Origin of the sequence: Aliamphritea hakodatensis (assembly GCF_024347195.1) — a bacterium.
Lineage (GTDB): Bacteria > Pseudomonadota > Gammaproteobacteria > Pseudomonadales > Balneatricaceae > Amphritea > Amphritea hakodatensis.
Genome location: NZ_AP025281.1, coordinates 2695381 through 2716174, shown reverse-complemented (window position 1 = coordinate 2716174; position 20794 = coordinate 2695381). Strand labels below are relative to the sequence as shown.

Annotated in this window: 24 protein-coding genes; 20 read left to right on the top strand and 4 right to left on the bottom strand. The window is 52.4% G+C overall.

Features of this window, described 5'->3' with window-relative positions; genetic code table 11:
- Positions 1-57: 57 nt before the first annotated feature.
- Positions 58-990: a LysR family transcriptional regulator gene (locus tag PCI15_RS12550; RefSeq protein WP_271270305.1), complete on the bottom strand. Its 933-nt coding sequence runs from the start codon at positions 988-990 to the stop codon at positions 58-60.
- Positions 991-1182: 192 nt separating this feature from the next.
- On the opposite strand from PCI15_RS12550, the gene ydiJ reads away from it, so the two are divergent.
- The 4 genes from ydiJ to rraA all read left to right on the top strand — a co-directional run bounded on the left by ydiJ (position 1183) and on the right by rraA (position 5735).
- On the top strand, positions 1183-4242 hold the full coding sequence (gene ydiJ / locus PCI15_RS12545) for a D-2-hydroxyglutarate dehydrogenase YdiJ (RefSeq protein ID WP_271270304.1): 3060 nt from the start codon (positions 1183-1185) through the stop codon (positions 4240-4242).
- Between the two features lie 15 nt (positions 4243-4257).
- Positions 4258-4482 (top strand): hypothetical protein, encoded by a 225-nt coding sequence (locus PCI15_RS12540; protein ID WP_271270303.1) that lies wholly within the window; start codon positions 4258-4260, stop codon positions 4480-4482.
- 85 nt (positions 4483-4567) lie between these two features.
- Positions 4568-5146: a methyltransferase domain-containing protein gene (locus PCI15_RS12535; RefSeq protein WP_271270302.1), complete on the top strand. Its 579-nt coding sequence runs from the start codon at positions 4568-4570 to the stop codon at positions 5144-5146.
- Between the two features lie 100 nt (positions 5147-5246).
- Positions 5247-5735, top strand: a complete 489-nt coding sequence (gene rraA / locus PCI15_RS12530) for a ribonuclease E activity regulator RraA (protein WP_271270301.1) — start codon at positions 5247-5249, stop codon at positions 5733-5735.
- A 1-nt stretch (position 5736) separates the two neighbouring features.
- Here the strand turns inward: rraA and PCI15_RS12525 are convergent, their stop codons facing one another.
- Positions 5737-6165: an RrF2 family transcriptional regulator gene (locus PCI15_RS12525; protein WP_271270300.1), complete on the bottom strand. Its 429-nt coding sequence runs from the start codon at positions 6163-6165 to the stop codon at positions 5737-5739.
- A gap of 281 nt (positions 6166-6446) precedes the next feature.
- On the opposite strand from PCI15_RS12525, the gene PCI15_RS12520 reads away from it, so the two are divergent.
- From PCI15_RS12520 to PCI15_RS12510, 3 genes are all read left to right on the top strand, one after another.
- Positions 6447-7106 carry an HAD-IA family hydrolase gene (locus PCI15_RS12520; RefSeq protein ID WP_271270299.1) on the top strand — a complete coding sequence of 220 codons (660 nt, stop codon included), beginning with the start codon at positions 6447-6449 and terminating at the stop codon, positions 7104-7106.
- Positions 7107-7341: 235 nt separating this feature from the next.
- The gene (gene sppA, locus PCI15_RS12515; protein ID WP_271274612.1) at positions 7342-8319 is read left to right on the top strand and encodes a signal peptide peptidase SppA; all 978 of its coding nucleotides are present in this window, start codon (positions 7342-7344) and stop codon (positions 8317-8319) included.
- Positions 8320-8322: 3 nt separating this feature from the next.
- Positions 8323-8730: a GFA family protein gene (locus PCI15_RS12510; protein ID WP_271270298.1), complete on the top strand. Its 408-nt coding sequence runs from the start codon at positions 8323-8325 to the stop codon at positions 8728-8730.
- Between the two features lie 9 nt (positions 8731-8739).
- On the opposite strand, the gene PCI15_RS12505 is transcribed toward PCI15_RS12510, so the two are convergent.
- Positions 8740-9318, bottom strand: a complete 579-nt coding sequence (locus tag PCI15_RS12505) for a Maf family protein (protein WP_271270297.1) — start codon at positions 9316-9318, stop codon at positions 8740-8742.
- Positions 9319-9440: 122 nt separating this feature from the next.
- Between PCI15_RS12505 and PCI15_RS12500 the strand changes: the two genes are divergently transcribed.
- The 13 genes from PCI15_RS12500 (at position 9441) to PCI15_RS12440 (ending at position 19818) form a co-directional block, all read left to right on the top strand.
- Positions 9441-9971 carry a YceD family protein gene (locus PCI15_RS12500; RefSeq protein WP_271270296.1) on the top strand — a complete coding sequence of 177 codons (531 nt, stop codon included), beginning with the start codon at positions 9441-9443 and terminating at the stop codon, positions 9969-9971.
- Between the two features lie 25 nt (positions 9972-9996).
- Entirely contained in the window at positions 9997-10179 is a 183-nt protein-coding gene (gene rpmF, locus PCI15_RS12495; RefSeq protein ID WP_205656453.1) for a 50S ribosomal protein L32, read from the top strand.
- A 14-nt stretch (positions 10180-10193) separates the two neighbouring features.
- Positions 10194-11204 carry a phosphate acyltransferase PlsX gene (plsX, locus tag PCI15_RS12490; RefSeq protein WP_271270295.1) on the top strand — a complete coding sequence of 337 codons (1011 nt, stop codon included), beginning with the start codon at positions 10194-10196 and terminating at the stop codon, positions 11202-11204.
- A gap of 142 nt (positions 11205-11346) precedes the next feature.
- Positions 11347-12276, top strand: coding sequence for an ACP S-malonyltransferase (gene fabD, locus PCI15_RS12485; RefSeq protein WP_271270294.1), 930 nt, complete (start codon positions 11347-11349; stop codon positions 12274-12276).
- 37 nt (positions 12277-12313) lie between these two features.
- Entirely contained in the window at positions 12314-13057 is a 744-nt protein-coding gene (gene fabG, locus PCI15_RS12480; protein ID WP_271270293.1) for a 3-oxoacyl-ACP reductase FabG, read from the top strand.
- A gap of 158 nt (positions 13058-13215) precedes the next feature.
- Positions 13216-13449: an acyl carrier protein gene (gene acpP / locus PCI15_RS12475; protein ID WP_205656449.1), complete on the top strand. Its 234-nt coding sequence runs from the start codon at positions 13216-13218 to the stop codon at positions 13447-13449.
- 86 nt (positions 13450-13535) lie between these two features.
- Positions 13536-14777: a beta-ketoacyl-ACP synthase II gene (gene fabF, locus PCI15_RS12470; RefSeq protein WP_271270292.1), complete on the top strand. Its 1242-nt coding sequence runs from the start codon at positions 13536-13538 to the stop codon at positions 14775-14777.
- Positions 14778-14863: 86 nt separating this feature from the next.
- Positions 14864-15706 carry an aminodeoxychorismate lyase gene (gene pabC / locus PCI15_RS12465; RefSeq protein ID WP_271270291.1) on the top strand — a complete coding sequence of 281 codons (843 nt, stop codon included), beginning with the start codon at positions 14864-14866 and terminating at the stop codon, positions 15704-15706.
- A 16-nt stretch (positions 15707-15722) separates the two neighbouring features.
- On the top strand, positions 15723-16769 hold the full coding sequence (gene mltG / locus PCI15_RS12460) for an endolytic transglycosylase MltG (RefSeq protein ID WP_271270290.1): 1047 nt from the start codon (positions 15723-15725) through the stop codon (positions 16767-16769).
- Between the two features lie 13 nt (positions 16770-16782).
- Positions 16783-17427, top strand: coding sequence for a dTMP kinase (gene tmk, locus PCI15_RS12455; protein ID WP_271270289.1), 645 nt, complete (start codon positions 16783-16785; stop codon positions 17425-17427).
- Between the two features lie 24 nt (positions 17428-17451).
- A complete protein-coding gene (locus tag PCI15_RS12450) occupies positions 17452-18462 on the top strand; it encodes a DNA polymerase III subunit delta' (RefSeq protein WP_271270288.1) in 1011 nt (336 codons plus the stop codon).
- A gap of 116 nt (positions 18463-18578) precedes the next feature.
- On the top strand, positions 18579-18929 hold the full coding sequence (locus tag PCI15_RS12445) for a PilZ domain-containing protein (RefSeq protein ID WP_271270287.1): 351 nt from the start codon (positions 18579-18581) through the stop codon (positions 18927-18929).
- Positions 18930-19041: 112 nt separating this feature from the next.
- Positions 19042-19818, top strand: a complete 777-nt coding sequence (locus PCI15_RS12440; protein WP_271270286.1) for a TatD family hydrolase — start codon at positions 19042-19044, stop codon at positions 19816-19818.
- A 22-nt stretch (positions 19819-19840) separates the two neighbouring features.
- Here the strand turns inward: PCI15_RS12440 and PCI15_RS12435 are convergent, their stop codons facing one another.
- Positions 19841-20749, bottom strand: a complete 909-nt coding sequence (locus tag PCI15_RS12435; RefSeq protein WP_271270285.1) for a LysR family transcriptional regulator — start codon at positions 20747-20749, stop codon at positions 19841-19843.
- Positions 20750-20794 lie beyond the last annotated feature (45 nt).

The following is a 20794-nucleotide window of genomic DNA, read 5'->3' as shown; positions in this document are numbered from 1 at the left end:
GATATAGCGATCAGGAGGCTGCAGAAGGGCATGCATATCCCAAAATGACATATGTTTTCATTCCCGGGTCAGACGCACATGTCCGGGCAGGCGGGCGTGTTCAAGATATTCAGTTATCAGTTGCAGAAAGCTGGCCGCTGCAGGGCTGAGGGAGCGGGATTTACGGGTAATGATACAGATGCGGCGGGTAATGGCCGGGGCGTTCAGGGGAACAAAGCTGAGGTTCTGAAAGGCGGTTGTGCTGGCGGCAAGTGCCGGTAACAGCGTAATGCCAAGGCCCTGTTCAACCAGCGCAGCCAGCCCGGCGGTGGTTGATACTTCCAGCCCCGGTGGGCGTGAAAACGCAGGAATGTGTTCAGTAAGCTGCTGGCGTATTGCGCTGTCTCTGCTCAGGTGAATAAGAGGTTCGCCGGCGATCTGCTGCCAGGAAAGTGTTGGCATGTCGCTCAAAGGGTGGTGCCGGGCCAGTACTGCGCCGTAGTCATCGCTCAGAATCTGCCGGTATTCAAGGTCCGGATGCTGGCTGTGGCTGGCGGCAATCGCAAAGTCAGCATCATTGCTGATGACCAGTTGTTCAAGCTGGGCAGCATTGTCGTCCCGCAGGCAGATGTCGACGTCAGGGTATTGCGTCTTATAAAGCTGTACCAGCTTGGGCAGCAACCTGCTGACCGTTGAAGGGGAGGCGGCGACAGTTACCAGGCCCTGCTGATGGGCGGATATGGCTTGCAGATCACCAATGGCGGTATCGAAATCAGAGATAAGTTGTTTTGCCTGGGGCATAAAACGTTCCCCCGCCTGGGTGAGGATGACCCGGCGGGTAGTGCGGTCAAACAGTGACAGGCCAACATGCTGTTCAAGTTGTTTGATGGTTGCTGTCAGTGTTGACTGGGTCTGGTGAAGGCTTTCGGCTGCCCGGGTAAAGCTGCCTGTTTCGGCGATACGGAGGAATGCACGGAGGTGGCGGATGGACAGGTGATGGCTGTTTGGCATGGCTGCAGACTGAAAGATTGATTGGTAATAGCGATTAATGTATCAAATTAAATCATTTGAGTAATTAATTATCATGCTTCAGACTACCCTGATAAGAGCCATATAGCATCGTTTTCAGCGTCTGATTTTTCTGTTGTCTTAGTTTAGTTTTGTGCTGTAACTGATTGTTAATAAATTATAAAGAGTGATTGTATGATCCCCCGTCTTGATAATCTGAATCCTGTGCAGAGTCTGTATCTGGAGTTTTTTAATCAGTTAACTGCCCGAGGATTTGGCGGTGATGTAAATCCTGATTATGCCAACCGGGTTGTGTTGGCAACGGATAACAGTATTTATCAGGTATTACCCCAGGGGGTGGTGTATCCAAAGCAAACATCCGATCTGGTGATGATTGCCCGGCTTGTCAGCGAAGAGCGTTTTAAAGAGGTTGTTCTGGCTCCACGTGGAGGCGGTACCGGTACTAACGGACAGTCGCTGACCGATGGGGTTGTGGTGGATATTTCCCGCCATATGAACCAGATTCTGGAAATTAATGCTGAAGAAGGCTGGGTCCGGGTTCAGACCGGGGTGGTTAAAGATCAGCTGAATGCTGCGCTTAAACCTCATGGTTTGTTCTTTGCGCCGGAGCTGTCTACCAGTAACCGGGCGACCATCGGCGGCATGATTAATACCGACGCAAGTGGTCAGGGTTCCTGCCTGTACGGTAAAACCCGGGATCATGTGCTGGCACTGAATTCAGTGTTTCTTGATGGCAGTGAGTGGCAGTCAGAACCTTTGTCGGATACTGAGCTGGGAACGGTTAAACAGCGCAACGATAAAGTCGGCGAAGTCCACCGTCTGGTGGATGCTATTCACCGTGAGAACCGACAGCTGATTTCCGATGTGTTTCCGCCACTTAACCGCTGCCTTACCGGTTACGACCTGGCCCATATCCGGACTGAAGAAGGTTTGTTTGATCTGAATTCGGTACTCTGTGGCGCGGAAGGGTCGCTGGCGTTTATCACAGAGGCAAAACTGAATGTGTTGCCGATTCCTGAATATGCTGCGCTGGTCAATATTAAGTATGCCGGTTTTCAGGATTCCCTTGAGGATGCCAAGCAAATTTTGGGATGTGGCCCGACATCCGTAGAAACCATTGATTCTAAAGTGTTGTCGCTGGCGATGCAGGATATTGTCTGGCAGACCGTTGAAGACTATTTCCCGCAGGATGCTGCTGAGCCGGAGATTAAGGGCATTAATCTGGTGGAATATACCGCGGCCAGTCAGGCAGAACTGGAAGCCGGTGTGGCCCGGCTAACAACGTATCTGGATGAGGTAAACCAGCAGCCGGCTAAAAGCTTCGGTTATTCTGTGGTGTACGGCGGAGCAGAAATCAGCAAGGTCTGGGCAATGCGTAAAAAGGCCGTAGGTTTGCTGGGGAATGCCAAGGGCCAGCAACGGCCCATTCCTTTTGTGGAAGATACCGCCGTGCCGCCGGAAAATCTGGCGCCTTTTATTGCCGAGTTCCGGGCGTTACTGGATCAGCACGGGCTGGCGTATGGCATGTTCGGGCATGTTGATGCCGGTGTGTTGCATGTCCGGCCGGCGATGGATATGAAAGATGAAGTTGATGAGGCTCTGGTCCGCACGGTCACCGACGGCGTGGTGGCGCTGACGCAGAAATATAACGGCTTGCTGTGGGGCGAGCACGGTAAAGGCGTCCGTTCAGAGTATGCACCGGCATTTTTTGGTGAACTTTACCCTCAGTTGCAACGCCTGAAGGCCGGCTTTGATCCCTTTAATCAGCTTAATCCCGGCAAGATAGCCACCCCGGCAGGCAGTGGTGCGCAGCTGCTGAAAATTGATGAGGTTGCTACACGGGGGCAGCAGGATCGTCTGATTCCGCTGGCGGCCAGAGATGAATACAGTCAGGCGATGTTCTGTAACGGTAATGGCGCCTGTTATAACTACGATCCGAAGGATGCTATGTGTCCTTCATGGAAGGTCACCCGGGAGCGTAAACACTCTCCCAAGGGGCGGTCTTCACTGGTGCGGGAGTGGCTGAAACAGCTGGCGGTTCATAATACGGATCCGGTCGCCGAGCATCAGAAGGTGCGTTCGTCTAACTTCCTATTTAGCTTGCCGGCCAGATTACTTAACAGTCTGTTGCTTAAGCGTGGCCAGTATGACTTTAACCATGAAGTGTATGAGGCCATGCAAGGGTGTTTGTCCTGCAAGTCCTGTGTGGCCCAGTGTCCGATTAAAGTGAATGTGCCGGATTTCCGTGCCCGTTTTCTTGAGTTGTATTACGGCCGTTATATGCGCCCGGCTAAAGATTATTTGCTGGCGGGGCTGGAGCCTTTGCTGCCGACGTTGGCGAAATGGCCGGGGCTGTATAACACCCTGACCCAGCGGCCGGCGATGCGCGCTGTTACCGCCAGGTTGTTGGGGCTGATCGATAACCCGGCAATGTCTCCGGAGAGTCTGGCAGGGCAGTTAGAAGCGCAGGCGGTTGAGCTGGCAACGGTCAGCCGTATTGCCCGTCTGAATCAGGCAGACCGTGCCCGCACCGTGATTCTGGTGCAGGATGCGTTTACCAGTCACTTTGAAGTACCGTTGGTACTGGATGTTATCGAGTTGCTGCAGCGGCTTGGTTTTAATGTCTTACTTGCACCGTTCAGGCCGAATGGTAAGCCGCTGCATGTGCACGGTTTTATGAAAGGGTTTGAGAAAGCCGCCGACCGCAATACTGAAATGTTGAAAGGGCTGCAAGGTACCGGTGTGCCACTGGTGGGAATTGATCCGGCAATGACGCTTACATACCGTCAGGAGTACCGCGATAATCCTGACCGGGATCAGATTGAAGTGCAGTTGTTACAGGAGTGGCTGGCAGGGCAGAGTGATGCCTTGAAAGGCTTTGCGGCGGATTATAATCTGGACGCCGGTGAGTTTGTGCTACTGGCTCACTGCACTGAGAAAACGTCGGCGGCAGTAAGTATGAAAGGCTGGCAGCAGATCTTTTCTGATTGCGGCCAGGCGCTGACTCAGGCAGCGACCGGGTGTTGCGGTATGTCTGGCACCTATGGCCATGAAGCAGAAAATGCTGACACATCCGCCGGAATCTATAAAATGAGCTGGTCCGGTGTGGTGAATGCCCCCGAAAACCGTGATCGTCTGGTTGCGACTGGCTACTCGTGCAGGAGTCAGGTGAAAAGGCAGGATCAGCAACAGATTCCTCATCCGTTGCAGATGTTGCTGTCTCTGAGCCGCTAACTTAAGAAGGCTGTAATGATTGATAGTGATGTTTCATGGCCATTGTTGCTGATATTTATATTGCTGGTGTTTGGTCCGCTTAGCTGGCGGGCCTGGAAGCGGCGGCATCAGCAGGTGCCGCCGATGGCTAAAAACGACCGCAAGCTCTACCGGCTATGGCAGTCTGATCCGCAGGCTTATGAGCGCCAGTATGGGGAAATGGACCGTCAGTTAGCCACGCGTGACAAATCCGGTTCCTGAGCCGTTCAGGGCAGGTGTTGCTTGCCCGTCTCCTGCCTTGCGCGCATAATCGACGGCCTGTTTTTATCGTGGGATATCAGCCGTTATGCAGCAAGACCGTATTAAGTGGGACCAGCGTTACGCCGGTAAGCCTTCTGTCCCGCCCGGGGCGCCAAAAATTCTTCTTACCGAATGGTCGCTTCTGAAGCCGGGTACAGTGCTGGATATTGCCAGCGGTGACGGGGCGGCGAGCCTGTTTCTGGCTGACAAAGGCTTTATGGTGACCGCTGCGGATATATCGGCAACGGGTTTGGCGCGGCTGGCTGGTTTCGCTGAAGACGCCGGGCTGACAGTTAAAACCTGTTGTGTGGATCTCGATGATACAGCTGCGTTGCAGCAGCTGGGCCGTTTTGACAATGTGGTGATGAGTTATTTCAGGCCAACGCCGGAGCTGTTGGCAGGCTTGGCCGGTTTGTTGTCGCCGGGAGGGCGTGCCTGGCTGGCAACCTTTAATCAGAGGCAGCATCAGCAGCAGGGCTTTTCAGCAAGATTTTGTCTTGATGACGCTGAGTTTTGTGACTTTTCCGGTCAGCGTCAGGCGGGGCTCACTCTGCTGGAATATCGCAACCACAACGATGAAGAAGGTGGGATTGACAGTTATCTGTTCGAAAAAGTTGCCGAATAACCGTGCTTTTCCCTCTTAAGTGGTAGTGCATAAGCCGCGGATATCGAGGATGATGCGGTAACTGATATGTATTCGTATAAAGATAATTAAGGAGTGCTTCGTGGACGATTTATTACCCGAGTTATGTGACCAGTTTCCGGAAAAAATTCAGGTCGTAGAGCCGATGTTTGGCAACTATGGTGGCCGTGAGCGTTTTGGTGGTGAGATCGTCACGCTGAAAGCCTTTGAAGATAACTCGCTGGTCCGCGAGCAGGTTGCGCTGCCGGGAACGGGTAAAGTGTTGGTTGTTGACGGGGGCGGCTCAATGCGCCGTGCCATGCTGGGCGATATGCTGGCAGAGAAGGCCGCGCTTAATGGCTGGGAAGGCATCATTATCTACGGCTGTATCCGTGATGTGAATGCGATCGGTGAGCTGGATCTGGGGGTGCAGGCGCTGGGACCTAATCCGATGAAGACCGAAAAGAAAGGTGTGGGTGAGCTGAATGTGTCGCTGAATTTTGGCGGTGCGACGTTTACACCGGGTCACTATGTTTATGCTGATAACAACGGTGTCATTGTTGCCAGTGAGAAACTGGAACTGGCCGAATAATTCAGCGGCTGGTCACGATCAGACGGCTCTGCATCTGCGGGTCGTCTAAAATATCTGCCAGTGAATACAGCGCCAGAGTTTTCATCATGGCGGCCTGTGCCTGGGCAAGAATGTTTTTCAGGCCGCATGCGGGTGCAAGGCAGCACTCCTGGCCGGTGCAGTCAACCAGTGGCCGCATACCTTCCGTCAGGGCTATGACTTCTGCAAGGTTGATGTCTTCAGATGCAATGGCCAGCCGTATACCACCTTTCTTTCCTCTGAATGTTTCCAGATAGCCGGATTTAGCCAGTCCATGTACGACCTTGCGTAAGTGTTCGACAGAAATGTCGAAGAAGTCAGCAATTTCTGCAAGCTGGCACAGACGGTGGTTGTTGGTGGCTGTGTAGAAGAGTACGCGTAAACTGTAATCGCTGAAGCGGCTGAGCTGCATGACTTACCTGCCTGAGTCACTGTTCTGACTGGCTGCTCTGCAGTGTCTGTCCGGCAGAACCGGAGGCAGGCAGAAGCTGGCGTGTCAGAGAATTCTGAGTGAACTCACTAGCCTAGTTGAGTCTAACAGTGCATACAAGTCCTGTGACGTGAATTGCCCGGTTTACTTTCGGGGCTATTCATATAATGTAGGCGGCTGATTTTTCGTGTTTTATCTGGCTTACCGGTTAACAGAGTTTTTTCTGTTCCGGCCGGGTTTTGTGGGTTTATAAGGAGTGTCGCTTGTATAAGCTGCTGATTTTTGACTGGGACGGAACCGTGATGGATTCCGCTGCGCGGATTGTTGCCTGTATGCAGCATGCGGCAAGGGATTTGCAACAGCCTGAATTAACGGACAGTGCAATCCGTGACATTATCGGGCTGGGTTTGCCGGAAGCGTTCCGTATTCTTATCCCCGGTATTGCGGAGGATATGATCGAGCCAATGCGCGAGCGTTACGGGCATTACTTTTTGGGAGATGACCCGACCCCTGTTGAGCTGTTTCCCGGTGTGAGGGAAGGTCTGGAGAAATTGCAGCGTCAGGGGTTTGTACTGACAGTGGCAACCGGCAAGAGTCGCCGGGGGATTGACCGGGTATTTTCTTCTACCGGGCTGGGGGAGGTGTTTGTTGCGTCCCGCGGGGCAGATGAGACGGCTTCGAAGCCGGATCCGCTGATGATTCATGAAATTCTGGCGGAAACCGGCGTTGCACCGGAGCATGCGCTGATGATCGGTGATACCGAGTACGACATGGAAATGGCGGCTAATGCTGGCGTGGATGGTCTGGCGGTCAGTTACGGGGTGCATACCCTGGAACGTATGCAGCCATTCAGTCCGGTGCAGGAAGTGCACAGTTTTACTGAAATGGTTAACTGGCTGGAAAGCCGTTGTCTGAAAGATTAGTTTTAAAGTTGTTGTCCGGCAGTAAGCGGTTATGGATATAGCGCTTACGGGTCTAAAATACAGTTACAGATAATAGGTGCAGTAATGTGGGCTGTGCCAGGAGAATTACGTGTCAGATAAGCATTGGCAGGCAGCGCCAGAGGATGAGGCTGCCGGGCGGGTAAAATCAGCAGATCAGGCAACAGCTGAAGCATCTTCTGAATCGTCAGACGCAGTGGCAGCGCAACCTGAAAAAATAACGGTAAGCACTGAGTCTGAAGAAAAGAATCTGCGTGCAACCAAAGAGTGGCGGCTGATTGAGCGGCTGATCATGAGTTTGCAAAGTGAGCAGCGTAAATCCCGGCGCTGGGGGATCTTCTTTAAATCCCTGACGTTCTTATATCTGTTCATTATTCTCGGCGTTTTTCTGTTGCAGTCTCCGTTTTCTTCGGATGTGCTGGAAGAAGCGCCACATACCGCTGTTGTTCAGGTAAATGGCCCGATTGCCAATGGTCAGGATGCTAATGCGGACGCCATTATTCATTCCCTGCGCAGCGCCTTTAAAGCAGAAGATTCGAAGGCCGTGCTGGTGCGGATTAACAGCCCTGGTGGCAGTCCCGTACAGTCCGGCTATGTCTATGATGAGATTAAACGGCTGCGCCTGCTGTATCCGGAAAAGAAACTGTATGCAGTGATTACCGATATAGGGGCGTCCGGGGCGTATTATATTGCAGCCGCTGCGGATGAAATTTATGCGGATAAGGCCAGTCTGGTGGGGTCTATCGGTGTGGTGTCATCCGGTTTTGGTTTTGTTGATCTGATGTCCAAGCTCGGGGTTGAACGCCGTGCTCTGACTGCCGGTGACAACAAGGCGTTACTGGATCCTTTCTCGCCGTTACGGGACGAAGACAAGCAGTTCTGGCAAACCGTTCTGGATACCACCCATAAGCAGTTTATCGAGCAGGTAAAGCTTGGCCGTGGTGAGCGGTTGCAGGATAATCCGGATCTGTATACGGGGCTGGTGTGGACCGGTGAGCAAGCGCTTGAGCTGGGGCTGGTTGACGGTCTTGCCAGTAGCAGTACAGTGGCGCGTGATATTGTCGGTGCTGAGAAGCTGATTTTGTATTCGCCTAAGGTCTCGCCGCTGAAGCAGTTGGCTGATCAGCTGGGGGTGAGTTTTGCGAAAGCGATGAGTACTCATTTAGGGCTGGATTCACCGGTGCGGTTGCAGTAACCGGTGGCCATTACCGGCGGGTGTTTTTGTGGGGCGGTTCGTTACCGGATAGAGGGCAGGCTGCGTGATGCGCGTAGCTGTCACTGTTCTCTGTGCCGTAAAGCTTTCAGTGCTCAGGCCTCAGCGTATGCGCTGCTGGATGCGGAAGCGTTCAGTTGGGTTGCCGGTGAAAACCTCCTGACCCGGTATGTGGGTAAGCAGGGTTTTGGGCTGCAGTTTTGTAAGCTTTGTGGCTCAACCCTGACCGGAATTTATGAAGGCCGGATTCACGGTGTTACCCTGGGTTGCGTTGACGGTGATCCGGATATTGAGATCGGCATGCATATATATGTCGGTTCAAAAGCCGCCTGGGAGGTTTTGCCGTTGGCAGAGTCCCGGGCGGTGTTTCATGAAGAAGGGACGGCTCCCTGAATTTCTTATTTAAAGCGTTCGCAACCCCTGGTGCTCCAGCATGCTGATCAGGCGGATCAGTGGCAGTCCGATCAGGCTGTTAGGATCATCTCCCTCCAGTTTGCTGAACAGCGCGATTCCCAGCCCTTCCATTTTAAAGCTGCCGGCGCAGTCGTAAGGCTGTTCTGCGTTCAGGTAGTTTTCGATCATCGTTTGGCTCAGGGTGCGAAAGTGCACATGGTAAGGTTCTACGCATACCTGATGGCTGTCATCAGCCGTGTTAAGCACGCACAGGCCGGTCAGAAAGGTCACGTGTTTTTCTGAGCAGGCCTGCAGGTGTTGGCTGGCATTGGCAAAGTTGCCGGGCTTGCCGACGATCTTATTGTCCAGAACGCAGCACTGGTCGCTGCCGATAATAAGGGTGTCAGGATGATGAGGTGCCAGTGCAAGGGCCTTTTCATGGGCCAGCCGGGCAACATAATCCGCCGGTGATTCGTCTTGGTGCGGGGTTTCATCGATGTCCGGTGAGGCGCTGCTGAACGGCAGATTCAGACGCTCAAGAAGGGCACGGCGGTAAGGTGAAGATGAGGCTAAAACAAGCGCTGGCATCGGGCAGTTATTCCAATCAGATTAACAGGATAGGTAAGCGGTAGATATTAACGCTTTTTTTTATCTTGCAAAGGGTTATTTCCTTTGACAGCAGGGATTTTGATCCCTATCATGGCGCGCTTATGTCGAACGTCCCAATACCAAAGAAAATAGACCCGCGTAAGCTTGCTGAGCGGGGAGTACGAATTGAAGGTTCAACTGAACTGAAGTTCATGCCGAATCTGACATCAATGTTAGTTGATGATCAGAATTCTGTATGGATCGATTTACAGTTTGATCGTGATGAACTGAAGATACGTACGGTTCAGGGCAGTGCAGGTGGCAAGTTAGCAATGACCTGTCAGCGTTGTCTGGAACCGGTTGAAATTGATGTCGAAGCGAAGTTCAATCTGGCCATTGCGCCGACTGAGGAGCATGCCAAGAATCTGCCTAAGTACTATGATCCGCTGATCGTAGAAGGCGATGAACTTGAATTGCTGACAATGGTTGAAGAAGAGCTGATTTTGACGCTGCCAATTGTGCCATACCATGATGACTGCAGCATCCAGACTTCCTTCGGTGAAGAAGTAACGGATATTTCGACAGACACAGATTCAGATAAAACTAACCCTTTCAGTGTTTTAGCCACACTGAAAGGCGGTAAGCTTGATTAAGCTTTGATAATAGGAGCTACAACCCATGGCAGTACAAAAGAGCAAAGTAACTCGTTCACGTCGCGGTCAGCGCCGTTCTCACGACGCTCTGAGCAACCCAACTCTATCTGTAGAAGCAACTACCGGTGAAACTCACCGTCGTCACCACGTAAGTGCTGACGGTTTCTACCGCGGTAAGCAGGTTGTTGCGCAGCAAGACGACGAGTAAGTCGGCCTGACTATATGCGAATCGCGATTGACGCGATGGGCGGGGACTTCGGTCCCCGCGTTGTTATACCCGCCTGTATTGATGCACTGACGCGTCATCCTCATTTATCTCTGACCTTAGTGGGCCAGCAGGATAAAATCTCTGCTTTTATTTCTTCCGGTGAGCGACAGCAGTTTGCTGAGCGCCTGACGGTTCTGCATGCCGAAAAAATAATCGGTAATACGGATAAACCTTCCCGTGCGTTGCGGCAGCGTAAGCAAACCTCGATGCATGAAGCGCTGTGCCTGGTGGCTGATGGTCGCGCACAGGCTTGTGTCAGTGCGGGAAATACCGGTGCGCTGATGGCACTGAGTCGCTTTGTCCTGAAGATGCTTCCCGGTATTGACCGACCGGCAATTATTACTGCGATTCCGTCCCGTAAAGGTGATAGCTATATGCTTGATCTGGGAGCAAATGTAGATTGCAGCGCCGAACATCTGCTGCAGTTTGCCATTATGGGGTCGGTAATGACCCGGGCGGTTGCCGGTATAGCTGAGCCTAAAGTCGGCTTGCTGAATGTCGGCGAAGAAGAAATTAAAGGGAATGAACAGGTAAAGCTGGCATCCCGGCTGATCAGGGAGCATGGCGGGATTAATTATGCCGGCTTTATTGAGGGCGACGATATCTGTGCCGGAAAGGTTGATGTGGTGGTTTGTGACGGTTTTGTTGGCAATATCGCGCTGAAAAGCAGTGAAGGGGTTGCGAGGCTGATTGGTCGCCAGCTTCGGGATGGTTTCAGTGGCAGTGTGTTTCGGCGCTTGCTGGGATGGCTGGTAAAGCCGGTATTGCAGGATATTGCCAGCTATATCGATCCGGGGAGGCGTAACGGTGCCAGTTTGCTGGGGCTGCAGGGTATTGTGGTAAAAAGTCATGGCGGTGCTGACAGGCAATGTTTTGGCTATGCGATTGATCAGGCGGTTGCTGAAGTCAGCATGGATGTGCCTAATTGCATTAACCTTCAGCTGGAAAAAATTCATAGCGATTAAATACTGTCTGAAAAGATCTTACTGAGCCGTTAAGGCGTTTTATTTTCAGGCGAATACTGTAAACTACGCTGTCAATTGAGCCTGTAGTTATGCTGTTTTGTTGATACAGGTTTCGGGCATTCATCTGCGAATTGAGGTAATAATGCAGCAGTCTCTTGCGTTTGCTTTTCCGGGACAGGGTTCCCAACATCTATCTATGCTGGCTGAGCTGGCAGAATCTCATCCTGTAATTCAAGCAACCTTTGCTGAAGCATCCGACGTGCTGGGTTACGACCTGTGGGCGCTGACTCAGGATGGTCCTGAGGCGGATCTGAATCAGACGGACCGTACCCAGCCAGCGCTGCTGACTGCCGGTGTTGCTTTATGGCGTCTGTGGCAGGAACAGGGTGGTGCTACGCCGGCGGTTATGGCAGGTCACAGCCTGGGTGAGTACACCGCGCTGGTCTGTGCCGGTGCGATTGACTTTAAAGATGCTGTGAATCTGGTGAAGCTGCGCGGTGAGTTTATGCAGCAGGCTGTGCCGGCAGGTACAGGTGCAATGGCTGCAGTGCTGGGTCTGGCGGATGATGCAATCGAAGCGGCCTGTGCAGCATCAGCCGGTGATGAGGTTGTGTCAGCGGTTAATTATAACTGCCCTGGACAGGTCGTGATTGCCGGTAACAAAGATGCCGTGGAACGGGCAAGTGCTGCCTGTAAAGAAGCCGGTGCCAAGCGCGTTGTGCCGTTACCTGTCAGTGTGCCGTCTCACTGTGCGCTGATGCGACCGGCAGCTGAGCAGATGCAGCAGGCGCTGGCGAATATTGATATTCGCATGCCTGATATCAAGGTTGTGCAGAACTTTACCGCACAGCCTCCGGCAGATGTTGATGCGCTGGTCCAGAATCTGCTGGCGCAACTGTACAGCCCTGTACTGTGGACGAACAGTGTTCAGGGTATGGTCGCTGAAGGAATTGAAACCATTGTTGAGTGTGGTCCGGGTAAGGTGTTATCCGGCCTCAATAAGAAGGTACACCGTCCGTTGAATGTGGCTGCAATTAATGAGCCGGCCGGACTTGAAAAAGCATTAAGTTAAACACGGTCGTCAGAATCGTGATGATAGGAAGAAAAGTATGAGCATTGAAGGTAAGGTAGCTCTGGTTACCGGTGCCACACGGGGAATTGGTAAGGCGATTGCGCTGGAACTGGGTCGCCAGGGTGCTGTGGTAATCGGTACTGCAACCAGTGACAACGGTGCAGCATCTATTGCTGAATACCTGCAGCAGGCGGGTGTCAGCGGTACCGGTCTTAAGCTGGACGTGGGATCCAGTGAGTCAGTTGAAGCGGTGGTGAAAACTGTGCAGGATGAGTACGGTGCGGTTGCTATCATCGTGAATAATGCCGGTATCACCCGGGATAACATTATGATGCGGATGAAAGAAGATGAGTGGGATTCAGTGATGAATACCAACCTGAAATCCGTTTACCGTCTGATGAAAGGCTGTCTGCGCGGTATGACCAAGGCCCGCTGGGGCCGCGTTATCAACGTCAGTTCGGTTGTGGCGTCAATGGGTAATGCCGGTCAGGCGAACTATGCGGCTGCCAAATCCGGTATGGAAGGTTTCAGCCGGGCGCTGGCCCGTGAAGTTGCTTCCCGTAACATCACTGTGAACTGTGTTGCACCGGGTTTTATCGATACCGATATGACCAGTGGTTTGGCGCAGGAGCACAAAGATACACTGCAGTCACAGATTCCTTTAGGGCGTCTGGGGCAGCCTGAAGAAATTGCATCTGTTGTTGGTTTTTTAGCCAGCGACGCCGGCGGCTATGTGACGGGTGAGACGATCCACGTCAATGGCGGCATGTATATGTCTTAAAGTTCTCTCACGGGAATTGTTTTTTTTGTCAAATTGTTGATAATGGGCCGCAGCTCACTGGATAAAATTGCCGTTAGGCTTGATCCAAGGCGGCGGATTCTAATAAAATCCCTGTTCGCATCTACGGATGTGACTGTCGATAAAAAATAGGAAGAGTTATGAGCAACATCGAAGAGCGCGTTAAAAAAATCATCGCTGAACAGCTTGGTGTAAAAGAAGACGAAGTTACCACTGAAGCTTCTTTCGTAGAAGATCTGGGTGCAGATTCTCTGGACACCGTTGAACTGGTGATGGCTTTGGAAGAGGAATTTGAAACTGAAATTCCTGACGAAGAAGCTGAAAAGATCACTACCGTTAAGCTGGCAATCGATTACATTAACGCAAATCAGTAATCGACATACCCAGAATACCGAGAAGCCGCAACTATAGCGATATAGTGCGGCTTTTCTTTTTGTCACCAAACCCCAGGAGGATCTGAATGTCTCGTAGAAGAGTTGTCGTCACCGGCATGGGCATGCTTAGCCCGGTAGGTAACACTGTCCAGGAGACATGGGCGAATATACTCAATGGCGTCAGTGGTGCTGCTGAAATTACTCATTTCGATGCATCTGCCTTTGGTACACGTTTTTCAGCGTCTGTTAAAGACTTCAGTCTCGACGGTTATCTGAACCCTAAAGACGCCCGTAAAATGGATTTATTTATCCAGTACGGCATGGTGGCAAGCATTCAGGCGATTCAGGACGCAGGTCTTGAAGTCACTGAGGAGAACGCATCGCGTATCGGCGTCGCGATTGGTTCCGGAATCGGCGGTTTGCCGATGATTGAAAATACCCATGATATTCTTAATAAGAGTGGTCCGCGCCGGATTTCACCATTCTTTGTGCCAGGCAGCATCATTAACATGATTGCCGGCAACCTGGCGATTAAGTACGGCTTTAAAGGCCCGAATATTGCCATTACCACTGCATGTACAACCGGTACGCACAATATTGGTCAGGCAGCGCGTATGATTCAGTACGGTGATGCTGACGTGATGATCGCCGGCGGTGCGGAGATGGCAACTACGCCTTTAGGTCTGGGCGGCTTCTCTGCAGCCCGTGCACTGTCTACCCGTAATGATGATCCGCAGGCAGCCTCCCGTCCGTGGGACCGTGACCGTGACGGCTTCGTGCTGGGTGACGGTGCCGGTGTCATGGTGCTTGAAGAGTATGAAGCGGCAAAAGCCCGCGGTGCGGAAATTTATGCTGAAGTCGTCGGCTTTGGCATGAGTGATGATGCACACCATATGACTTCACCACCGGAAGACGGTAGCGGTGCCGCGCTGTCTATGGCGAATGCCATGCGCGATGCCGGTCTTAATGGCGATCAGATTCACTACATTAACGCCCACGGTACTTCGACACCGGCCGGTGATATTGCTGAATCCAATGCAGCCAAGCTGGTACTGGGTGAAGCGGCTGCGGCGAATGTCCGTATGAGTTCCACCAAGTCGATGACCGGTCACTTGCTGGGTGCAGCAGGTGCTGTTGAAGCGATCTTCAGCGTGCTGGCCATCCGTGATCAGGTTGCACCGCCAACCATCAACCTGGATAACCCGTCTGAGGGCTGTGACCTGAACTATGTGGCGCATACCGCGCAGCAGGCAACAATCGAAGCGGCTATATCCAACTCCTTCGGATTTGGCGGTACCAACGGTACCCTGATTTTCCGAAAAGTCTGAGCGGTATAAAATAAAGGCGTGCCGGGCACGCCTTTATTATTTCTACAGGGCAGTATATGCGCTGTATCGTTACAGAGAGAATTCCCATGCTTAGTTGTATCGTCAATGGCCAGCCGGTCAGTGAGCTCAGTGTGCAGGACCGTGGACTGGCCTATGGTCAGGGACTGTTTGAAACTCTGACGCTTAAAGAAGGTAATCCGCAGGACTGGAAGCTGCATATGCAGCGTCTGGAACTTGGGGCGAATCGATTAGGAATTCCCTTCGATAACAATCTGTTAGATGCATTTTCTGATGATTTAGTTAAGCTTCTGGCAGCGAAGGCTCTGCCTGAGCGCGCCGTTCTCAAGATAATTCTCACCCGTGGTGCCGGGGGGCGTGGATATGCGGTCACTGAGCCGCTGGCGCCGAACCGTATTCTGCAACTCAATCCTTTTCCGGCCTGGCCGGCTGATCCGCAGCAGAACGGTATCCGTGTCATCCTCTGCGAAACCCGTCTGGGGCTGAATCCTCAACTGGCAGGTATTAAGCATCTCAACCGGCTTGAGCAGGTGCTGGCCCGCAGTGAATGGCAGCAGTCTGACATTGCGGAAGGGCTGGTCTGTGACACGGAAGGTTATCTCGTAGAAGGGACAATGAGTAACCTGTTCTGGCTACGTAACGGTGAGTTGTTCACGCCTGATCTGACTTACTGCGGAATTGACGGCATTATCCGTCAGCGACTGATTGAGCGGGTACGGGAATTAAAGATTAAGGTCAGTGTGGGCCGTTATCAGCCGGCCGATCTGCTGGATGCAGATGAGGTCTTTATGACCAACAGCGTTATTGGCCTCTGGCCAGTCACTGAATGTATATCAGCGGGTTTGCAGCAGCGCTGGCAGATCGGTACCCTAAGCCGTCAGCTGAGCCGGTGGCTGGCGGAACAGCAATAATAACAACGGGAAGTATATGTTACGTAAAATCGCCTTTTCATTTCTGTTAACGCTGGCGGTGGTCGCCCTGGCGCTTTATTTTGGCTGGCGTTCACTTAATGGTTATCTGGATGAGCCTTTACAGCTTGATGAGCCGGAGATCGTGCTGGTTAAGTCCGGCAGCAGCTTTCCGCGGGTAGGGCGTGAGCTTGCCGAGCGGGGCTTGTTGTCGAAACCTGACTGGATGGCGTTTTATGTGCGTATGCAAAAGGTCGGGCATTTACTGAAAGCCGGCGAATATCAGATTGAACCGGGTGTCACGCCGAGACAGCTGGTTGCACAACTGGTGGAAGGTAAAAGTATTTCTTACCGCTTTACGCTGATAGAAGGCTCAACATTTAAGCAGATGCGTCAGCGTTTAGCCGAAAGTGATGTGCTGGTACACGAAACCGATGGGATGAGTGACGGAGAACTGATGGCCGCTTTAGGGCTTGAAGGTCAGCATCCTGAAGGGCGTTTTCTGGCAAATACTTATCAGTTTCAGCGGGGGATGACTGATCTGGACCTGTTACGCAGAGCCCATCAGCTGCAGAAAAAAGTGCTGACTGAAGAGTGGCAGGCACGGGCAGAAAAGTTTGAAAGCAAGGTTTTACCCTATAAAGACCCGTATGAAGCGCTGATTATGGCGTCCATCGTGGAGAAGGAAACCGGTCTGAGTGCTGAGCGTCCGGTGATTGCCGGGGTGTTTGTGCGTCGTATGCAGATCGGGATGCGCCTGCAGACGGATCCGACAGTCATTTATGGTATGGGGGATAAATATAAAGGTAATATCCGCCGTAAAGATTTGCGTACCCCTACACCTTATAACACCTATACAATTCCCGGGTTGCCACCGACGCCGATCGCCATGGTAGGCCGTGAAGCCATTAAAGCTGCGCTGCATCCGGAAGGTAAAAAGTGGCTGTATTTTGTTGCTAAGGGAGATGGCAGTCATCAGTTCTCCGCGACCCTTAAGCAGCACAATAAAGCGGTACGTGAATATCAGTTAAAGCGTAAAGCGTCATACCGTTCCGCACCTGAATAACCAAAGGAAGTATATGAGTGATCGTCAGGGGTGTTTTATTACACTCGAAGGTACAGAGGGCGTAGGTAAATCGACCAATCTGGCATTTATTGAAAGCATGCTGGCTGAGGCTGGTATCAGCTTTGCCCTGACCCGTGAGCCGGGCGGTACGCCTCTGGCAGAGGAGCTGCGGGAGATGTTGCTGTCGCCCCGTGAAGAGGCGGTTGCTGATGATGCTGAGTTACTGATGGTTTTTGCTGCCCGTGCGCAGCACTTGCAGACAGTGATTAAGCCTGCATTGCAGTCCGGGCAGTGGGTACTGTGTGACCGCTTTACTGATGCGACCTTTGCTTATCAGGGCGGTGGCCGGGGGCTGGATCAGAGTCTGATTCTTGACCTTGAGCAGCGTGTTCAGAAGGGGCTGCAGCCGGATCTTACCCTGTTGCTTGATGTGCCGGTTGAAATTGGCCTTGCCCGTGCAGCTAAGCGTGGTGCGTTGGACCGTTTCGAGCAGGAGCAAATTGGCTTTTTTGAGCGGGTGCGTGCTGCTTATCTGCAGCGGGCTGCTGATGATCCTCAGCGGTTTGCTGTTATTGACGCCTCCGTCTCACTGGCTGAGGTTCAGGCGCAGATCTGCAAGGTGATGGGTGTGTTTCTTGAGCAGCATCCGACGGCTTAACAGATAATTTCACAGGAATTTCAAATGAGTGAAGAGCTCTGGCAAGATCATCCGGTAGTGCTGCCCTGGCTTAAGGAGCGCTGGCAGTATCTGTGCAACCTTAAGCAGCAGGGTCGGTTACCTCATGCGCTGATGGTGAATGGCCCAAGGGGAATCGGTAAAGCCTGTTTTGCGCTGGCAACCGCCAATTATCTGTTATGCAAATCGCCAAAACATGATGCGGCATGTGGTCATTGCCGCAGCTGCGAACTGGCGCAGAGCAGCGGCCACCCTGACCTGTTTCATTTGCAGCCTGATGAGCCGGGTAAGCCCATCAAGGTTGATCAGATCCGTGAGCTGACCGAGTTTATCTATTCCACAGCCCAGCAGGGTGGCTATCGGGTGGTCATCGTTGACCCGGCAGAAAGCATGAACGTCAATGCGGCCAATGCGCTGTTAAAAATGCTGGAAGAGCCGGGTAAGGATACTGTGCTCCTGTTGGTTACCCACCGTTCCGGTCAGGTGATGCCAACCATTAAAAGCCGCTGTCAGCGCGTTGACTGCGTGGCGCCGGACGGAGTAATGGCCGCTCAGTGGCTGGGTACTCAGTTGGCGATGGACACGCAGGATGCTGAGCAACTGTTACGCATTGCGCATAATTCACCTTTGCAGGCCATGGCTTACAAACAGCAGGATTATCTGGGATTGCGAAGCAAGGTATTGGCTGGCCTGGCGGATATACTGAAAAACCGCCGCAGCACCATTGAAGTGGCGCAAGCTCTGCATAAGGAAGATCTGGAGTTAATTCTGGCCTGGCTTTACGGGTTGGTGAATGACATTGCCCGGCTTGCGGCGGGGCAGGAAAATACTGAATTGCTGCGGCATAAGGATGTTCAGAATATGCTACTGGCGGTTTCCCGCCGGGCAGACCCGCAACGCCTGTTTTCGTTTGCAGATGAAGTGCATGAAGCACGTAAGTCTGTAATGTTCCGGTTAAATCCCAATAAACAGCTGTTACTGGAAAAGCTTCTGTTCGGCTGGCAGAGCCTGCGTTAATCTTTAATCTTGGCGGCCAATGCAGTAAGCTGTGAGCACAATGGCTGGCTGTTGTATATCAGCATCAGACAGGACAGTATCTGCGTAAGTATATAGATCAGGGAGGCTCCGGCCAGATGTCAGTAATTCCTCGTATGAGCCATGGCATATTGTCATTAGCGATTAACACGAAAGAGGATCTGTACAAGGCGTACATGCCATATATCGTTAATGGCGGCCTGTTTATTCCCACTCCGCGTACGTATCAGTTAGGGGAAGAAGTGTTTATGCTTCTGACCCTGATGGAAGAAGGTGACAAGATTCCCGTGACAGGAAAAGTTGTCTGGGTAACGCCCCGTGCAGCCCAGGGGGGTCGTATTCCCGGTATCGGTATTCAGTTATCACAGGAAGATTCAACCCTGGTGCGAAAGATCGAAACTTACCTGACAGGTGCGCTGAACTCCGGACGGCGTACCGATACGATGTAGAGCAGCCCGGCTGCTACTGATATCTGCGTTCAAAGCATGCTTCTGCTGCTTACTTTTTGTGTCTTTTGTCTTACAATGCCGGCACTTTTTTCCCATGTTGTGATCAGGTCCGATGTTTGTAGATTCCCATTGCCATTTAGATAAACTGGATTTCTCCTCTGGCGATACCCTTTCCCGTGTACTGACGAGTGCTGCAGAGCGTCAGGTCAGCAAAATGTTGTGTGTCAGCGTTGATATGCAGAGCTTTACGCCGATGTATGAGCAGATTGCCGGGCTTGATCAGGTATATGCTTCGGTAGGTGTTCATCCACTGAATACCGCTGAAACACCGGTCTCTGTTGATGAGTTGCTGGCCAAAACAGAACTGCCGAAGATCATTGCGCTTGGGGAAACCGGGCTGGATTATTTTTATCAGCAGGATACTGTTGAAATCCAGCAGCAAAGCTTCATTAATCATCTGGATGCGGCGAAGGTCTGTAAGCTTCCGGTCATAGTGCATACCCGGGATGCCCGTCAGGATACGCTGGACATTCTCAGACACCATGCCGATTTTGAAGTGGGCGGTGTTTTACACTGCTTCACGGAAAGCTGGGATATGGGACGGCAGGCGCTGGATATGAATTACCTCTTGTCGTTCTCCGGTATCATCACGTTCAAAAATGCTGCCGAATTGCGTGAAGTGGTGAAACAGACGCCGCTGGATAAGATGCTGATTGAAACTGATTCACCCTATCTGGCACCGGTGCCTTACCGGGGTAAGCAAAATGAACCGGCTTATGTTGCTGAAGTGGCGCAGTGCATTGCTGATATTAAAGGCCTGCGCGCAGAAGATGTGGCGCGTATTACTACCGATAACTTCCACCGGTTGTTTAACCGGGCGGCTGACTGATTCTGCTTTCTGTGCCGGCGGTTCAGCCGGCATTTCTTCCTGAAATATGCTGTTGCAGAATATCCTGCATAGCTCTTCCGGCGTTGCTCAGTGCCTGGTTTTTTGACCAGGCTAGCAGGCACTGACGCTGCAGCCCCGGGTTGCTGATCGGTACATTGCGCACATCCGGCGGCAGTGCGATGCCTTCAGGCATCACGGTGTATCCGAGACCCCGTCGTACCAGTTCAAGCTGAATCTGCATTGATTCAGCCTCTATCACGGTATTCAGTTGCAGGTTGTGCCGGAATGCTTCCCGTTCCAGCAGGGCGCGCAGACCGTGAGGGCGGTTAGGCAATATCTGTGGCAGTGTCAGCGCCTTGCTGAGGGTGATCTCACTGCTCAGTACTTGCGGGTGCTGCCGGTTGATCGGCAGGTCATCAGCCGGTGTGATCAGTTGCATCGATTCCTGCCAGATAAGCTGGGTATTCAGATTAGCGCTCAGTGCGCCTGCGTACAAAATCCCCATATCAATACGGTTTTCCAGCAGGGCCTTTTCCAGCGCGCCTGACAGCAGTTGGATCACCCTCAGCTTTACGTTCGGGTAGCGGCGGTGAAAAGCTTCTACAACCGGGCCGGCAAACCGGCTGCCTGCCGTTGGGGGAAAGCCTATGCTCAGGCTGCCCTGTACATCGCCCTGTAACCCGGCGAGGTCGCTGTTCAGCTTTTCCATCTCATCAATAATGATACGGGCCCGGTCCGCCAGGATCTGGCCCGCGTCAGTTAACTGAACGCCGCGGCCGGTACGGTGCAGCAGGCGTGTTCCGGCCGCATCTTCCAGGGCTTTTAAGTGGCGGCTCAGTGCAGGTTGGCTCAGTTCCAGGCGAGCAGCAGCCTGGCTGAGGCTGCCAAGTTCCGCAATGTGCAGAAAGCTGCGTAAATGTCTGGATTCCATAAGGCATATTCCGATATGCATAAGTGTAATATCTGATAGTAGCAG

Coding starts and splice junctions, on each gene's coding strand:
- PCI15_RS12550 (WP_271270305.1), bottom strand. CDS start 990: ATGCCAAACAGCCATCACCTGTCCATCCGCCACCTCCGTGCATTCCTC.
- ydiJ (WP_271270304.1), top strand. CDS start 1,183: ATGATCCCCCGTCTTGATAATCTGAATCCTGTGCAGAGTCTGTATCTG.
- PCI15_RS12540 (WP_271270303.1), top strand. CDS start 4,258: ATGATTGATAGTGATGTTTCATGGCCATTGTTGCTGATATTTATATTG.
- PCI15_RS12535 (WP_271270302.1), top strand. CDS start 4,568: ATGCAGCAAGACCGTATTAAGTGGGACCAGCGTTACGCCGGTAAGCCT.
- PCI15_RS12525 (WP_271270300.1), bottom strand. CDS start 6,165: ATGCAGCTCAGCCGCTTCAGCGATTACAGTTTACGCGTACTCTTCTAC.
- PCI15_RS12505 (WP_271270297.1), bottom strand. CDS start 9,318: ATGCCAGCGCTTGTTTTAGCCTCATCTTCACCTTACCGCCGTGCCCTT.
- PCI15_RS12500 (WP_271270296.1), top strand. CDS start 9,441: ATGTCGAACGTCCCAATACCAAAGAAAATAGACCCGCGTAAGCTTGCT.
- rpmF (WP_205656453.1), top strand. CDS start 9,997: ATGGCAGTACAAAAGAGCAAAGTAACTCGTTCACGTCGCGGTCAGCGC.
- plsX (WP_271270295.1), top strand. CDS start 10,194: ATGCGAATCGCGATTGACGCGATGGGCGGGGACTTCGGTCCCCGCGTT.
- fabD (WP_271270294.1), top strand. CDS start 11,347: ATGCAGCAGTCTCTTGCGTTTGCTTTTCCGGGACAGGGTTCCCAACAT.
- fabG (WP_271270293.1), top strand. CDS start 12,314: ATGAGCATTGAAGGTAAGGTAGCTCTGGTTACCGGTGCCACACGGGGA.
- acpP (WP_205656449.1), top strand. CDS start 13,216: ATGAGCAACATCGAAGAGCGCGTTAAAAAAATCATCGCTGAACAGCTT.
- fabF (WP_271270292.1), top strand. CDS start 13,536: ATGTCTCGTAGAAGAGTTGTCGTCACCGGCATGGGCATGCTTAGCCCG.
- pabC (WP_271270291.1), top strand. CDS start 14,864: ATGCTTAGTTGTATCGTCAATGGCCAGCCGGTCAGTGAGCTCAGTGTG.
- mltG (WP_271270290.1), top strand. CDS start 15,723: ATGTTACGTAAAATCGCCTTTTCATTTCTGTTAACGCTGGCGGTGGTC.
- tmk (WP_271270289.1), top strand. CDS start 16,783: ATGAGTGATCGTCAGGGGTGTTTTATTACACTCGAAGGTACAGAGGGC.
- PCI15_RS12450 (WP_271270288.1), top strand. CDS start 17,452: ATGAGTGAAGAGCTCTGGCAAGATCATCCGGTAGTGCTGCCCTGGCTT.
- PCI15_RS12445 (WP_271270287.1), top strand. CDS start 18,579: ATGTCAGTAATTCCTCGTATGAGCCATGGCATATTGTCATTAGCGATT.
- PCI15_RS12440 (WP_271270286.1), top strand. CDS start 19,042: ATGTTTGTAGATTCCCATTGCCATTTAGATAAACTGGATTTCTCCTCT.
- PCI15_RS12435 (WP_271270285.1), bottom strand. CDS start 20,749: ATGGAATCCAGACATTTACGCAGCTTTCTGCACATTGCGGAACTTGGC.